We start from the raw sequence: 13249 nt of genomic DNA, 5'->3' as shown, positions 1-13249 counted from the left end.
CATATAACGGTTACTGGAGGTGCAATCATCCAAAGAGGAAATATGAAGTTAAGGCATGAGTTGAAATATTATATTCATTATCATGAATACGTCGCTTTACGCCATAGAATCTCTTCAGTCCTAGAGAAAGATCCTCATTCAATTGACGATGAGGGCTACGAAATTCGAAGTCTATATTTCGATGATATTTACGACTCGGCACTCATTCACAAGAATAGCGGTGTTTTATTGAGAAACAAATATCGAATTAGAATCTATAACAAAAGTGATGCAGTTATCCATTTGGAACGGAAACGAAAATTCGGGGATTTAATTAACAAAGAGTCCGCGGCTTTAACAAGAGAACAAACCGATCGATTACTTGTCGGTGATAATGATTTTCTAGAGAAGCTGGAGCACCCCCTGCTTAAGGATTTTCATCAGCAAATTAAACTGCATCGGCTTGTTCCAAAGTCCATTGTTGATTACAAACGAGAAGCTTATAAACTAGATCTAAGTGAAGTTCGCGTAACGTTTGATAAAGATCTAAGAGGAAATGTAAGCTCTCTTGATTTATTCGACCCCGAGTTGGTTACTATGGATGCATTTCAGCAGCCTATTCTTGTGATGGAAGTGAAGTACAATGAATTTTTGCCTGAATTCGTTCGACGCGCTCTGCAAATCACATCGCATCAACGAACAGCTATTTCTAAATACGTAATTTGCCGTGAAATTGCAAAGCTCTACTATAGCCATTAGCGCGTAAAGAAGGGAAGATTTATATTATGAACGATTTAGAAGAAACATTTGGAGCACGAGATTTAATAAAAAAGAGTATGCTCAAGCTAGATTCTTTCACAGCCATTTCTTATGTTGATTTATTCTGGACTCTTCTTATTTCACTTTTTATTGGTTTGTTTATTTACTATATTTATAAAAAGTCATTTCGCGGTGTTGTATACAGCCATAGCTATAACATTACATTTGTGATCATGACCATGATTACATCACTTATCATAATCACAATCAGTACGAATATCGTCCTATCCCTAGGTATGGTAGGCGCACTCAGTATTGTGCGTTTTCGTACAGCAGTGAAAGATCCTGTTGATATCATGTTTATGTATTGGTCTATTTTCGCTGGTATTGCTGCCGGAGCTGGTATGTTACCAGTTGCCATTCTAGGATCGATTATTGTAGGGATTACAATCCTGTTATTATCTCGCAAGAAAATCAAAAATGCTACCTATCTGCTTGTAATTCACTTTACTGACGAAGCCTATGATGCAGTCAAAGTACAAGTCACCAAGCTTAAAGGTGTGCTTCGTTCAAAGACCGTACGCAAAGGAATCACAGAAATGACAGTAGAGATCAAGTTGAAAACCGACAATACTTTTTTTGTAAACGAACTTTCGGAATTACCAGGCATACATGATGTATCCCTTGTCAATTATAACGGTGACTACGCACCTTAATAAGGCTAGAACGCCCCGTTTGCATCCACGCAGACGGTTTTTTTATTAATAATGATTGGCTGATTTACATGGTTATCATACAAACATAGAACTTATGTTCCAATATATGGTATAATTAGAAGGATCATTGGATTATAGAAAGAAGGACGACTATGACATATACCATTCGTGAGGCTACATCCCAAGATACCAAACAAATAAGCAGCTTTGTTTCAGAGCGTACCGGCAAGGCTATTTCACCTTTGCACATTGAAAATAGGCTGCATTTTATGCGTGAGAACCCGGATGAATCCCTCTATGTGTATGAGGAGAGGAACCAAATTCTTGGTACATTAGGCTTTCGTATTCGACATGGTGCCGATATGATTTTGAAATTCAGTGAAATCTCCGTCATTTCTGTTGATGAAACGAAGAGCCGCCAAGCAGCCGCAGATAAATTAAAAAGCTATGCCGAGCAGTTAACGAGCAAGCATGCCTGCTCCGGTATGTGGTGGATTACAGGATCAGAGAAGAATGACGCAACACGGGCTGCCAATGAGCCATTAGGCTTTCATGAAACAGGTTACCGATTCGTTAAACGATTTCTCTAGAAAATCGGGAATATGTTTACACTAAGGAGTGAAAGACATGTCATCTGGATTTAACATGGGGCCTTTTTCTGGGGGAAGCGGCGGAAATCTTTTTCTAATTATCTTTACGAGTGTATTCGTTCTCATTATTGGCACTTTGATCATTTTGATTATCAAATCACTTATGACATGGTCATCCAATAATGCCGCCCCCATCCAAAGCCGGAACTGTAAGGTCGTAGCCAAAAGAATGCATGTCAGCGGTGGTTCTGGAGATTCAAGTACAAGTACGAGTTATTATGCTACCTTTGAATTCGAAGACCGAAGCAGGCTTGAGTTAGGGGTGGGACGGGAGCAGTTTGGTTATATCGTAGAGGGTGACCAGGGAACACTAACGTATCAAGGCACAAGGTTCAAGGAATTCTTTCGACCTCTATCATAAGATTCATAAGGAGTGCTTCATATGACACATCAGTTAACAAGCGTAAAGGGCTTAGAATTGGTCGTCAAAGTTAGAGCTTTCTGCATGGAACTGCCGAAGGTTGAAGAAAAAGTGGATGGCTTCGGTCACATCACCTTCCGTGTGAAAGATAAACCCTTCGTGATGATGGGCGAGACGGATGGTCAACCATCTACAGCTATCAAAACAAACCTAACAACACAAGAGTTCCTCCTTCAGCAAGAGGATACACCCTATCACAAAACAGCCTACATTGGACAGCATGGCTGGGTATCGATTCTAGATACAGATAAGGTACCTTGGAGTGAAATCGAAGACCTGATGATGGAAGGCTATGCCCGAACGGCTCCGAAAAAGCTTCTCAGCCAGCTGCAAGCAACTCGGAAATAACTGCATGTTTTGACGGTTGTTTTCCATTAAACCGGTTTTCGGCGTCCAGTTTGCAAAGTGCCTCCCCAAGTGTCTATTATCTAAGCCTCAGTCGATCATTCGATAAATGTCATCATTAAAGTGATGATATTGAGCGGTCCCCCATACCCCGACTTTAACGATGAAAAACACCCTTACGAGCTAGAGAACTCTCACACAACCGTTGCAGATAGAAGTATAACGATGTTTTTCATCGTTATAGTGATGATTTTGAGCAGCTTCCCGACTTTAACGATGAAAAACATGCTTACGAGCTAGAGAATTTTCACACAACCGTTGCAGATAGAAGTATAACGATGTTTTTCATCGTTATATTAATGATTTTGAGCAGCTTCCCGACTTTAACGATGAAAAACATGCTTACGAGCTAGATAACTCTCATACAACCGTTGCAGTTTGAAGTATAACGATGTTTTTCATCGTTATAGTGATGATTTTGAGCAGCATCCCGACTTTAACGATGAAAAACACCCTTACGAGCTAGATAACTCTCATACAACCGTTGCAGATAGAAGTATAACGATGTTTTTCATCGTTATATTAATGATTTTGAGCAGTACCCCAACTTTAACGATGAAAAACATGCTTATGAGCAGGAGAGTTCACATTAGAGAGCAGAGTAGATAGAATGCTGTCAGTTGGATCGTGCTGCAATTGTAAGAAAAGGTTACGGAGTCAGTGTTGTAGAGCGCGAAAACCACATTACATGCATTTTGTGCATCTAGTTTACGTTATACATCAAATGGCGTTCGAGCAGTCCAAAGAGTGTCACATGCTAAAGGAGTCTAGTTGACACCTCACACTCAAGAGGAATTGTGTTGAACACTTCCCGCTAGTAATGGAAATCGGCATCAAGCCCGCATAGCCTCACTCTCCCCAGGAGCAGTTCACTCGCGACAAACACGCTCACAAAGCGAGTTCCACCTCGAGATTGCAAGTTGACTTAGCAGTCGCAAACGAAATTTCAGGATTTCGCCTAAAAACAAAGTATACCGAAGCAATTCAACGAATAACCTAAATTTGTCGGCAAAAATTGGATTTTATCGAATAATCTGAATATTTACAATATTTTAATAATGGGCTATTATAAGAGCAGGCCCACTTGAAGGACAAGCCGCACAGACGGTACGGCACCCTGATAGGAGCCAGGATATTCTCAACTTAGGAAGGGGATAGTCCAATGGACCACGTTAGCGAAACATGCCCACTTTTACTTCAAACGACGGAAGAAAAGGTGCGGGAACGGTTTTTCGTTCATCGGGCATGTGGGAATCCAACACGGTAAATGTGAATAGCGTTTATTCGAGGAAAGGATCCGTTCGTAAGAAAAGTCGTAATTTGCAACGTTAGTTGATTGATTGGAGTTGTGTAGGTACAATTGAATACCATTATTGATCCTTAGGGACCTCCGGTTATCATAGATAAGCGGGGGTCTCTATTTGCGTTCACTCCTTACTTAGCAGCGGGAGTTGAACTGTAAATGTGGTCTTCTCTTCCGGCACACTGACTACGGAAATAGTTCCCTGATGCATTTCGGTAATTTTCTTCACGATAGATAGGCCAAGTCCATTACCGCCAGACGTTCGATTTCTGGATTTATCTGCTTTATAAAAGCGTTCAAATATATGCGCTCGATCCTCCTCCGTAATACCTGCCCCATTATTCGAAATTCGGATAATCGCTTCGTCCCTACTGCCTGTGAGATGAACGCCGATGGTTCCTCCAATAGGCGTGAATTTGATTGCGTTATGAATCAGATTGGTCCATACCTGGCCCAGCAGGTCTTCGTCAGCAATTAGTGTAATCTCCTCTAGTTCAACATCCATCTCTATATCTTTATCCACCCACTGCGGTTCGCAGGCCAGTATATGATTGCGTATTTGCTTATCCAGCCGGTAACTTTTCGGCTCAAATGGGTGATGCTGCGATTCTAACGATGAGAGTTTCAGCAAGTTATCGCTAAGCTTGGATAGCCGTGTACTCTCAGCTTCAATGATTTCTAGATAATGTTTACGTTCCGCAGGTGTAATCTGTTCATTCTGTAGAGCGCGGGAGAAGCCGCTAATCGAGGTCAGAGGCGACTGTATTTCGTGGGATACGTTGGAGATGAATTCCTGCCTCATTTTCTCTAACTGCCCTAATTCAACGGCCATATTGTTGATCGAATCCACCAGCTCCACGAAAGGACCACCATGTGGATTATTATCGACGGACACGTTGAAATCCCCTCTGGACATACTTTGAATCGCCTGAACCATCGTTTTAAAGAAGAGCATCTGCTTACTGCGAAAAAACCTGCCTAGGAAGGCCATGGTTATTCCCCAAAGAAACATGCCGCCGAGCGAGTTGATCAATTGGACAACGACCGCTGAAGGGCGCTTGTTGATAGACGCAAATAGCCATTCTGTCCCGTAAAAGGCTGCCAACCAATAAAGAATAATAAGCAAAAATATGCTTACAGTAGTCAAAAAGCCACGTATCCGCTGAGCTTTTGTCATTTTACTCTTCACTACGCTCTTTCGCTTCTTCATTCTCATGTTCGCAGCACCTCCATCCGATAACCTAACCCGCGAATGGTTGCGATCCGAAAAGCGTGCCGCTCCTCGGGAAACCGCTCTCGGAGCCGATTAATGTGCACATCTACGGTACGTTCGTTACCTTCGTAATCGAAGCCCCAAATCTGCTCGATCAGCTGGTCACGCGAGAAGGTTTTGCCTGGGTAGCTCGCCAGCTTGTAGAGCAGCTCGAATTCTTTGAGCGGTAGGGTGACGCTCTCGGAGCCCACGGCTACTTCGTAGGTTTTGCGGTTCATGCTCAGGTCTCCGACCTGAACCGTTTGGGAAGAAGCGATTTTGTAACGCTTCAGCAGCGCCTTCACTCGCATCGCGAGCTCCACAGGCTCGAATGGCTTGACGAGGTAATCGTCGGTGCCCAGCTCGAAGCCTTTGACCTTCTGCGAGGTTTCGCCTTTGGCAGTGAGCATGAGCAGAGGGATATCGTAATGCTCCCTCAGCTCTTTGCACAGCTCCCACCCGTCCATATTCGGCATCATGATATCCATGATCACCATGTCGACTTGGACGGTTTCGAGCTGTTTGAGCGCATTAGCGCCGTCAGAGGCTTCGATGACATCGAAGCCTTCTTTCAGCATGAAGACGCGGACCAGTTCGCGTATATAAGGATCATCATCTACGATCATAATAGGTGCCATTTGCATCTAGCCTCGCTTTTGTGAAATCTTCTTCTTTATCTTTCTAGCATACAACAGGAAACGGGTTTAGACGAATTCAGATTGCTGCAGCACCGAGTCTTTATTCGGTCGTACATCGTTGTCAATGGGATTTGTCACTTGCGGCAGCATCCTTGACTTACCCAAGAAGAGAGTAATGATAACTCCGGCAAAAACAATGAGACTCCCCGCCAAGAATATGCCGCTCAAGCCATGAACAAACACATGCTGCAGCTCTGTCAATATCTCAGCAGGCAGCTTCGCTCGCGCATTCGCATCCAGCAGCAGCTGTGGATTGGCGAATTGTTTCAGCTGCTGCTCAGGGATTTGACGGAACTTTTCGCCCATACCGGAAAGGCCATCTGCCATACGATTCGTCATCATGACCCCCATGATGCTCACTCCTACCGTTGCCCCGATGGAACGGAAAAACTGAATGAGCGAGGTTACGATACCGCGACTAGTCGCCCCAACCTCACCTTGCACCGCAATGTTTAGTGTTGGCATAATGAGGCCCATTCCTAGGCCAGCCACGATCATATAGAGGATGATGAGGAGCTTAGAAGTACCTGCATCCATGGTCGACATGAAGGTAAAACCGATACCTATGAGAATCATCCCCGTACCTATTAAGGTGCGATAGGAAACTTTGCTCGACATCCTTCCGCCCATAATGGCTGATGCCACAACGGATAACATAAGAGGCGTCAAGATGTATCCCGCAATCGAAGGGCTGACGCCAATGACGCCCTGCACGAATAAAGGAATGTAAGTAATAGCTCCGAACATGCCTACGCTCATCAAAACGGCAATCATACTGGTGACGGAAATGACTTTATTTCTGAACAAATGCAGGGGGATCATTGGCTCTTTGGCTTTGGTTTCAACCCAGAGGAACAGTCCCAGAAGAATGGCGCACGCCGAGAAAAGACCAATAATTTGTGGTGATCCCCACGCATAATGCAGGCTTCCCGCTGCCTCCGGATCGCCCCCTAGCACCAGACCGAGTAAACCCGAAACAATTGCTCCGCTTAATGTGAGTGCACCTAACCAATCTATGGAGCGTTTCTCATTAGTACGGCTTTCTTTAAGTGCTGAACCGATAATCACCATCGCTGCGATACCAAACGGAAGATTCACATAGAAAATCCAGCTCCAGTTCAAATGTTCCACGATAAAACCGCCGATCGCTGGCCCAATAATACTAGACAAAGCCATTACACCGCCGAACAAACCTTGCATTTTCCCTCGTTTCTCTACCGGCATAATATCGCCAATAATCGTCATGGCTATCGGCATTAAGGCACCGGCGCCAATACCCTGCAGTCCGCGGTAGATGATGAGCTCCGTCATGTTCGTCGCCAGCCCGCATAGCGCAGAGCCGATTATGAAAATACCAATCCCTACGAGGTAAATACGCTTTCTGCCATACAAGTCAGCCAATTTCCCAAAGATGGGCATACTTGTCGTTGAGGTTAACATGTAGATGGAGAACACCCAGCTGTACATCGCAATCCCGCCCAGATCTCGAATAACCGTTGGCATCGCCGTCGAGATGATCGTCTGATCCAAGGCTCCCAACAGCATCCCGAGCATTAACCCTACAATAATCCACGCTACTTTCTTTGGTTCACTACTCATTAATAATCGCTCCTTTGCCATTTCCTTCGAATGAAATTAGCATAAGGGGCATTTATAAACTGAATTTAAACCAAAGAGGGTAATTTCATATGTAAAGGCTTTTATTGGAAAAAAATTTGTGATACATTTTTGGGAAAAGGAACGATTTGGGGGTACATACCTATATGGCCAATCCTACATACGCAGATTTCAAAATGTTATCCGCCACTGAAGCAGAAATAGCGTTTCAAAATGCAGTCCTCTCCGAGGGATACTCCGGGTTCCGCCGATTGTTAGATGGCATGACAGAGGCGATCAAAAAAGCCGGGGATGCTGACATCGAAGGCATTGAGATGACCATCGCCAAAGCAAGCCATCTGTTCCCTGAGCCTGTTATCTTCAGCCCCTCGTGGGAATGCATTTGGTCCGAACTTAATGCTACCTTAGCAGCGAAAAAGCATGTCTTATCTAACATATCTCCAACAGACCGCAAAGGCGAGTGGCAGGTTATTATGGATAACCCCCAAGTGGTACAAGAGGTTGTTTGCTACCCCGGCCTGGCATTCCATGACGCCGCCTATCTTTACGCCTACTTCCGGCCTCAGCTTGAAAAGTCCGAGTATATCCGGCTGCAGAAGATCCAAACGGTCATTCAAGAGGTTGGCGGTTGATCTAACCATAAGGAGGAATACCATGATTATCATGATCAATGGAGCTTTCGGAGCTGGAAAGACAACTGCCGCCAATGGGCTTCTCCCCTTCGTCCCAAACAGCATGATTTTTGACCCGGAAGAGATCGGTTATATGCTTAGAAAGCTAGTTCCTGTAGAGGGTCGGCTATTCCATGAGCGAACGGATGATTTTCAAGATATGGAGCTGTGGAAGGTTCTCACGGTCAAGACTGCTGCTGAGTTGAAATCGACGTACAACAAGCATCTCATTGTGCCGATGACCATTTATAAACGCCGAAATTTCGACTATATCTATGATGGATTCAAAGGTGTGGACAAGAATGTCTTTCATTTCTGCCTTAGCGCTTCCGCGGAAACACTGCATAGACGTTTAACCAAACGTGGTGATGAGCCCGGGGGATGGCAATTTCAACAAGTGGACAAGTGTGTAGCCGCGTTAAAGGACCCTGTTTTTGAGGATCATATTATGACGGATGAATTGCAAACAGAAGATATTATTCGTACTATTTTAGAAAAAATATCTTAACAATACCTTGCCTACGCCGAACTTCAAAAAAACGTACGAGTCCATTGGCAAGCCTTTGCCTCAAAGAAAGACCGTTATCATTTCAAGAACTCAGCAAATCACGGAAACGAATTGTATAACGGTAAAATCGCTGAATGAAGCTTATGAGTTGCTGAAAGACGAGGAAGAAATCTTCATCGCTGGCGGTGGAGAAATTTATAAAGAAACGCTGCCCTCAGCCGATAAATTGTATCTTACGGTTGTCGAGCAAGAAATCGAAGGTAATATTTATTTCCCTGAATTCGAAAAGGATGCATTCAACCTGACCTATCATCAGAAAATGGATGGCACCATTCCGTATACCTATTACACCTATGAAAGAAAAAAGTGAATCTACTTACCTTTTCGAGGTTTTAACAGGAACCATTCCACACCAATAAGATTGATTAGTAAGCCGATCCAGATGTTTATTTCTAAAATGTCAGCGACCATTTGTTCACGACCGCCCGAGGGGAGATGGAACCCCTGCATAGCGATATAAAGCAAGATGCAAATCGGAACAATCAGTCTTGCTGATGTGGCGACGAGGGTAATGGCGTAACTGCGAATCATCCATACACGATGCTCGTCAAATTGCCTTTGGACAGCGTAGCGAAAGCCTTTCCAGGTTGTAAATAGCCACAGTAGACTCAGTGCTAGAAATGCCATGGCCTTCGTAAAGCTTTCGATATACAAGGTCATGACGAGTCCCAAGAAACCGCCCAGCATAACGCTGACGACATACACGCGCCCTAAAGCCCGATGCCATGCTGGATATTTGGTCCGGAAGCGCTTGTGAAATTGAAATAAACCACTAACGAGCGCAATGAACGCGAATCCAATATGTAGAACAAGTACCGTATAGTGTAGAGAAAATGCCGTATTTAGCTTTACTCGGCTGTCGGCCGGATTCAAGCTGACATAGGGAAATACCGCGGCAATCGCCACGCCTATGATGATCATCACAAAGAAAATTCCTAGCTTTTTACTCATATACAGCCCCCGTTTACGTTCATCACTCCTTCTGCTATCTTACTTCTCCAGTCTAAACCCCTGCTAAATGAATCCTTAAATAAATCTAAACTCGTTGCATTTATTTCAGTTTAGTCTTCATCCACTCGCACCAGACCAAGTCTGCGTCTACTTTCAGCGTTGCTTTCTGGATCAGCACATAGAGCCCGAATAACGGATCATGGATCTCCAGTTCCTCGAGCGGTTTAGCACTCTCTTGTTTAATTCGTTCATAAGTTTGTGCGAACTTTTCTTTCTTCTTCTGGTAGTATTCCTCACGCTCATAAAGCACTTTCAGCGCTTGTTCTTTGCTTACAAGGCCAATGCAGAATACCTTCAGTGCCAACTCATCCCTTACGACGGGCTCGTCTGTAGGCTGCGCAATCCATTGCTGGAGTGCTTCCCTGCCATTATCCGTTAAGGAATACACCTTTTTATCCGGTTTATCCGACTGAGGAACATGCACAAATTCAACATATCCCTTCTGTTCTAATTGGGCGAGGAGAGGATAGATTTGACTATGCTTCGCTTGCCAAAATGGCTGAATATTTTGCGTTAATTCATAGCCCGTTCGGGAATTTCTGGTTAAAAGGCTTAGTAAGCCATATGAAAGGGTATTCATAGCCACTCCTTTGTTATGTCATTATTGACATATACGTTCATTTGGTAGTATGATAATTTTCATTCAAATTATAGAGAATACTAAAGATAAGATCAATGGATAGAGTGGAGGTATTACTTTGAGCAAGGATGAATTACAGCAAGTGCGTTTCTGGCCGATTATGATTGCCATTTTCTTCGGGTCGTTCGTTGCGATCCTGAGTATGAGTACAATTAATATTGCGATACCGATTTTAAGTGATCATTTTCATTCAGATTTAAGCAAAATTCAATGGACGATTACAGGCTTCATGCTCGCTAGCGGTACAATCGCTCCGATTACAGGCTATTTGGGTGAGCGGTTCAGCTATAAACTTCTATATGCCACGGCACTTGCGGGCTTTACGGTGTTTTCCTTTTTATGCGCGGTCGCTTGGGACGCTCCTTCTCTCATTGCCTTCCGCATTGCGCAAGGCGCCTTCAGCGGACTCATCATGCCGGCGACTATGACTATTGTGTACCAAGTGATACCGCGGGAAAAACAGCCGATTGCGATATCCCTTTGGTCCCTATCTGCCATGATGGCTCCTGCTATTGGACCTACCTTGGCCGGATGGCTTTTGCAAAATTGGAGCTGGCATTGGTTGTTCCTCATGAACGTGCCTGTCGGTGTCATTGCCATTCTTCTCGTATTTAAATTGATTCCTTACTATCGTCTTTCTGTACCGAAAAAGTTTGATTTACTTGGCTTATTAACGGTTATCGTAAGCAGTCTTTCCTTACTCGTCGCTTTCTCTCAAGGCCATGCTTGGGGATGGACATCAGGTAAAGTTATTGGACTGTTCGCGCTCGGTATCCTCGTACTTCTGCTCTTCATTTGGAGGGAGCTGCGCGTAGAGACGCCGTTGCTGAACATTAGGGTATTATCCAATTCACGTTATACACTAACACTAATTATTTCTAGTATTGTTACGATTAGTTTGTACTCAGGCACTTTTTTGACTCCTATATTTCTGCAAAATATTCAGCACGTGACGCCGCTTGATACGGGCTTAATCCTGCTTCCTGCCTCACTTGTGATGGCATTAAGCATGCCAATTGTGGGCAAACTATATAGTATTGTAGGTCCGCGTATTCTCATATTCATCGGTATTTCCTTAATCGCTATAGGGACATTAACGCTTAGCTGGCTAAGTGTCGATGTATCTCGTGGTTATATCGTGTTCTGGATGATCGTTCGGAACCTTGGGATCGCTTTTGCCACCATGCCATCGAGCAACGCTGGGATGGAGCAAATTCCGAGAACGTTGTCCGGTCATGCGACTTCGATCAGCAACTGGGTGCGCAACGTGTTCGGCTCGTTTGCGATTGCCCTGTTCACTTCCGTCCTTTCAACTCAAACAGCCACGCATGCCAAGGAATTGGCTAGCAGCGGTTTGAAGGATAAGGTACAGATCGGGATGCAATCATTCACCATGAGTGTGAATGATGTTTACTTACTAGCCACATTCATCGTGCTAGCCGCTCTGCCGCTCAGCTTGTTCATTGGCAAGCAGACTGCTCCTGCGGATAAGGCTACTGCTACTGCCCCGGTCGTTGTTCAACCCAAACCAGCTGAATAAGAAGGCCAATAGCTGACACAGTCCGCCTAGCAAAACATTAAAAAAACCTACTGTATGCAAAAGTGCATCCGTAGGTTTTTTTGCGCTAACTACACTCAGCAATCCCTCAGCTAGACCTCAGATTATTTTCAGGATAAGCTTCTATACTTACACCTATACCAACAAATTTGGAAAAGGTGGGTTTCAATGAAAAGAACACGTCAACTACATTTATGGATTGGCCTGATTTGCTCGGTTTTTATTTTGATCCAATCGATTACGGGGCTTCTCTTATCCGAGAAGTGGCTGACAGGCTCAGAGGAGCAGATATGCGACCTCCCGGGGCCATGTCTCAAGGTATGACTAACGGAAATAGTGACGGGGCGGCTCTATCTAATCAATCCTCTAATTCGATGACTCCTTCTGCCGCGGGCGATCAAAGAACATCTGGAGCTATGCAGGGAAATAGACCTGCATTTAATGGCCCCGGTCCCGGTCAGGATGGAGCTAACAGTCTGACAGGGTTCATCAAGGGACTTCATGAGGGGAAAATCGGGAATACGAATGTGAAATGGCTTGTCGATATAGCGGCGATTAGTATGATTTTCCTGACGATTACGGGCATTATATTATCGATCAAAACGCTTCGTGCACAAGGAATTCAAAGGAAGAAGCGCCGTGTTTTAGAAGCCTAAGTAAAGGGGGATCATAGAAATCCTGCGAATGAACTTTAGGCAAGCTAAACCACTGTTTTCCACTCGTATGTTGTAATGAAGAGACCGTCGATTCGTTCATCCAATCTAACTCTACATTGAGGTGTCTTACACCGGGATCTATCGTTAAATATGCCCAATTGAGGCTGCTGGTTGAATAAATATTCGCAGGTGAATAATGTTGTAGAAAGTACAACAATTGCTGCCTAAATCTCGACTTTCTCCCTTTGTTGTTGCATCATGTACAACAATTCTATAAAGCCCCCTAATTAAGTTGGACACTTTTAGGCTAAGAAAATACAATGAAATTAGCCGGAGGTTGTTCGT

15 protein-coding genes are annotated in these 13249 nt (G+C 44.2%); 10 read left to right on the top strand and 5 right to left on the bottom strand.

All coding sequences use genetic code 11. From position 1 onward, the window contains the following. Window positions 1–42: 42 nt before the first annotated feature. The 5 genes from ASD40_RS07885 (at window position 43) to ASD40_RS07865 (ending at window position 2873) form a co-directional block, all read left to right on the top strand. Entirely contained in the window at window positions 43–738 is a 696-nt protein-coding gene (locus ASD40_RS07885) for a polyphosphate polymerase domain-containing protein (protein WP_057302769.1), read from the top strand. A gap of 26 nt (window positions 739–764) precedes the next feature. Further along, a complete protein-coding gene (locus tag ASD40_RS07880) occupies window positions 765–1454 on the top strand; it encodes a DUF4956 domain-containing protein (protein WP_057302768.1) in 690 nt (229 codons plus the stop codon). 152 nt (window positions 1455–1606) lie between these two features. Further along, window positions 1607–2044: a GNAT family N-acetyltransferase gene (locus ASD40_RS07875; protein WP_057302767.1), complete on the top strand. Its 438-nt coding sequence runs from the start codon at window positions 1607–1609 to the stop codon at window positions 2042–2044. A gap of 37 nt (window positions 2045–2081) precedes the next feature. After that, window positions 2082–2465, top strand: a complete 384-nt coding sequence (locus tag ASD40_RS07870) for a DUF2500 domain-containing protein (RefSeq protein ID WP_060647957.1) — start codon at window positions 2082–2084, stop codon at window positions 2463–2465. Between the two features lie 21 nt (window positions 2466–2486). After that, window positions 2487–2873 (top strand): MmcQ/YjbR family DNA-binding protein, encoded by a 387-nt coding sequence (locus tag ASD40_RS07865; RefSeq protein ID WP_057302766.1) that lies wholly within the window; start codon window positions 2487–2489, stop codon window positions 2871–2873. Window positions 2874–4357: 1484 nt separating this feature from the next. Here ASD40_RS07865 and ASD40_RS07860 read toward each other — a convergent pair. From ASD40_RS07860 to ASD40_RS07850, 3 genes are all read right to left on the bottom strand, one after another. Beyond that, on the bottom strand, window positions 4358–5449 hold the full coding sequence (locus tag ASD40_RS07860) for a sensor histidine kinase (protein ID WP_156389931.1): 1092 nt from the start codon (window positions 5447–5449) through the stop codon (window positions 4358–4360). Beyond that, window positions 5446–6123, bottom strand: coding sequence for a response regulator transcription factor (locus tag ASD40_RS07855; RefSeq protein ID WP_057302765.1), 678 nt, complete (start codon window positions 6121–6123; stop codon window positions 5446–5448). Before ASD40_RS07855 ends, ASD40_RS07860 begins: the two co-directional genes overlap by 4 nt. Before the next feature lie 66 nt (window positions 6124–6189). Then, complete coding sequence (locus ASD40_RS07850) at window positions 6190–7782, bottom strand: MDR family MFS transporter (protein WP_063870743.1); 1593 nt, start codon at window positions 7780–7782, stop codon at window positions 6190–6192. A gap of 164 nt (window positions 7783–7946) precedes the next feature. On the opposite strand from ASD40_RS07850, the gene ASD40_RS07845 reads away from it, so the two are divergent. The 3 genes from ASD40_RS07845 to ASD40_RS07835 are packed head-to-tail and all read left to right on the top strand — an operon-like array spanning window position 7947 to window position 9349. Next, window positions 7947–8432, top strand: a complete 486-nt coding sequence (locus ASD40_RS07845; protein ID WP_057302764.1) for a hypothetical protein — start codon at window positions 7947–7949, stop codon at window positions 8430–8432. A 22-nt stretch (window positions 8433–8454) separates the two neighbouring features. Continuing rightward, complete coding sequence (locus tag ASD40_RS07840) at window positions 8455–8979, top strand: AAA family ATPase (protein ID WP_057302763.1); 525 nt, start codon at window positions 8455–8457, stop codon at window positions 8977–8979. A 7-nt stretch (window positions 8980–8986) separates the two neighbouring features. Further along, window positions 8987–9349 carry a dihydrofolate reductase gene (locus tag ASD40_RS07835; protein WP_057302762.1) on the top strand — a complete coding sequence of 121 codons (363 nt, stop codon included), beginning with the start codon at window positions 8987–8989 and terminating at the stop codon, window positions 9347–9349. A 2-nt stretch (window positions 9350–9351) separates the two neighbouring features. On the opposite strand, the gene ASD40_RS07830 is transcribed toward ASD40_RS07835, so the two are convergent. Next, a complete protein-coding gene (locus tag ASD40_RS07830; RefSeq protein WP_057302761.1) occupies window positions 9352–9990 on the bottom strand; it encodes a DUF2306 domain-containing protein in 639 nt (212 codons plus the stop codon). A gap of 100 nt (window positions 9991–10090) precedes the next feature. Next, on the bottom strand, window positions 10091–10630 hold the full coding sequence (locus ASD40_RS07825) for a PadR family transcriptional regulator (protein WP_057302760.1): 540 nt from the start codon (window positions 10628–10630) through the stop codon (window positions 10091–10093). A 118-nt stretch (window positions 10631–10748) separates the two neighbouring features. Between ASD40_RS07825 and ASD40_RS07820 the strand changes: the two genes are divergently transcribed. Both ASD40_RS07820 and ASD40_RS39220 read left to right on the top strand, forming a co-directional pair. After that, the gene (locus tag ASD40_RS07820) at window positions 10749–12230 is read left to right on the top strand and encodes a DHA2 family efflux MFS transporter permease subunit (protein ID WP_063870742.1); all 1482 of its coding nucleotides are present in this window, start codon (window positions 10749–10751) and stop codon (window positions 12228–12230) included. A gap of 176 nt (window positions 12231–12406) precedes the next feature. Next, complete coding sequence (locus tag ASD40_RS39220) at window positions 12407–12904, top strand: PepSY domain-containing protein (RefSeq protein WP_327205280.1); 498 nt, start codon at window positions 12407–12409, stop codon at window positions 12902–12904. Window positions 12905–13249: the final 345 nt, after the last annotated feature.

Source organism: Paenibacillus sp. Root444D2, from assembly GCF_001426375.1.
Taxonomy (GTDB): Bacteria; Bacillota; Bacilli; order Paenibacillales; family NBRC-103111; genus Paenibacillus_E.
The sequence above is the reverse complement of the archived record's forward strand: the minus strand, read 5'-3'. Positions and strand labels throughout refer to the sequence as shown.

Bases quoted from the DNA above. Each gene is read 5' to 3' on its own strand.
- ASD40_RS07885 (WP_057302769.1), top strand. From the start codon at position 43: ATGAAGTTAAGGCATGAGTTGAAATATTATATTCATTATCATGAATAC.
- ASD40_RS07880 (WP_057302768.1), top strand. From the start codon at position 765: ATGAACGATTTAGAAGAAACATTTGGAGCACGAGATTTAATAAAAAAG.
- ASD40_RS07875 (WP_057302767.1), top strand. From the start codon at position 1,607: ATGACATATACCATTCGTGAGGCTACATCCCAAGATACCAAACAAATA.
- ASD40_RS07870 (WP_060647957.1), top strand. From the start codon at position 2,082: ATGTCATCTGGATTTAACATGGGGCCTTTTTCTGGGGGAAGCGGCGGA.
- ASD40_RS07865 (WP_057302766.1), top strand. From the start codon at position 2,487: ATGACACATCAGTTAACAAGCGTAAAGGGCTTAGAATTGGTCGTCAAA.
- ASD40_RS07860 (WP_156389931.1), bottom strand. From the start codon at position 5,449: ATGAGAATGAAGAAGCGAAAGAGCGTAGTGAAGAGTAAAATGACAAAA.
- ASD40_RS07855 (WP_057302765.1), bottom strand. From the start codon at position 6,123: ATGGCACCTATTATGATCGTAGATGATGATCCTTATATACGCGAACTG.
- ASD40_RS07850 (WP_063870743.1), bottom strand. From the start codon at position 7,782: ATGAGTAGTGAACCAAAGAAAGTAGCGTGGATTATTGTAGGGTTAATG.
- ASD40_RS07845 (WP_057302764.1), top strand. From the start codon at position 7,947: ATGGCCAATCCTACATACGCAGATTTCAAAATGTTATCCGCCACTGAA.
- ASD40_RS07840 (WP_057302763.1), top strand. From the start codon at position 8,455: ATGATTATCATGATCAATGGAGCTTTCGGAGCTGGAAAGACAACTGCC.
- ASD40_RS07830 (WP_057302761.1), bottom strand. From the start codon at position 9,990: ATGAGTAAAAAGCTAGGAATTTTCTTTGTGATGATCATCATAGGCGTG.
- ASD40_RS07825 (WP_057302760.1), bottom strand. From the start codon at position 10,630: ATGAATACCCTTTCATATGGCTTACTAAGCCTTTTAACCAGAAATTCC.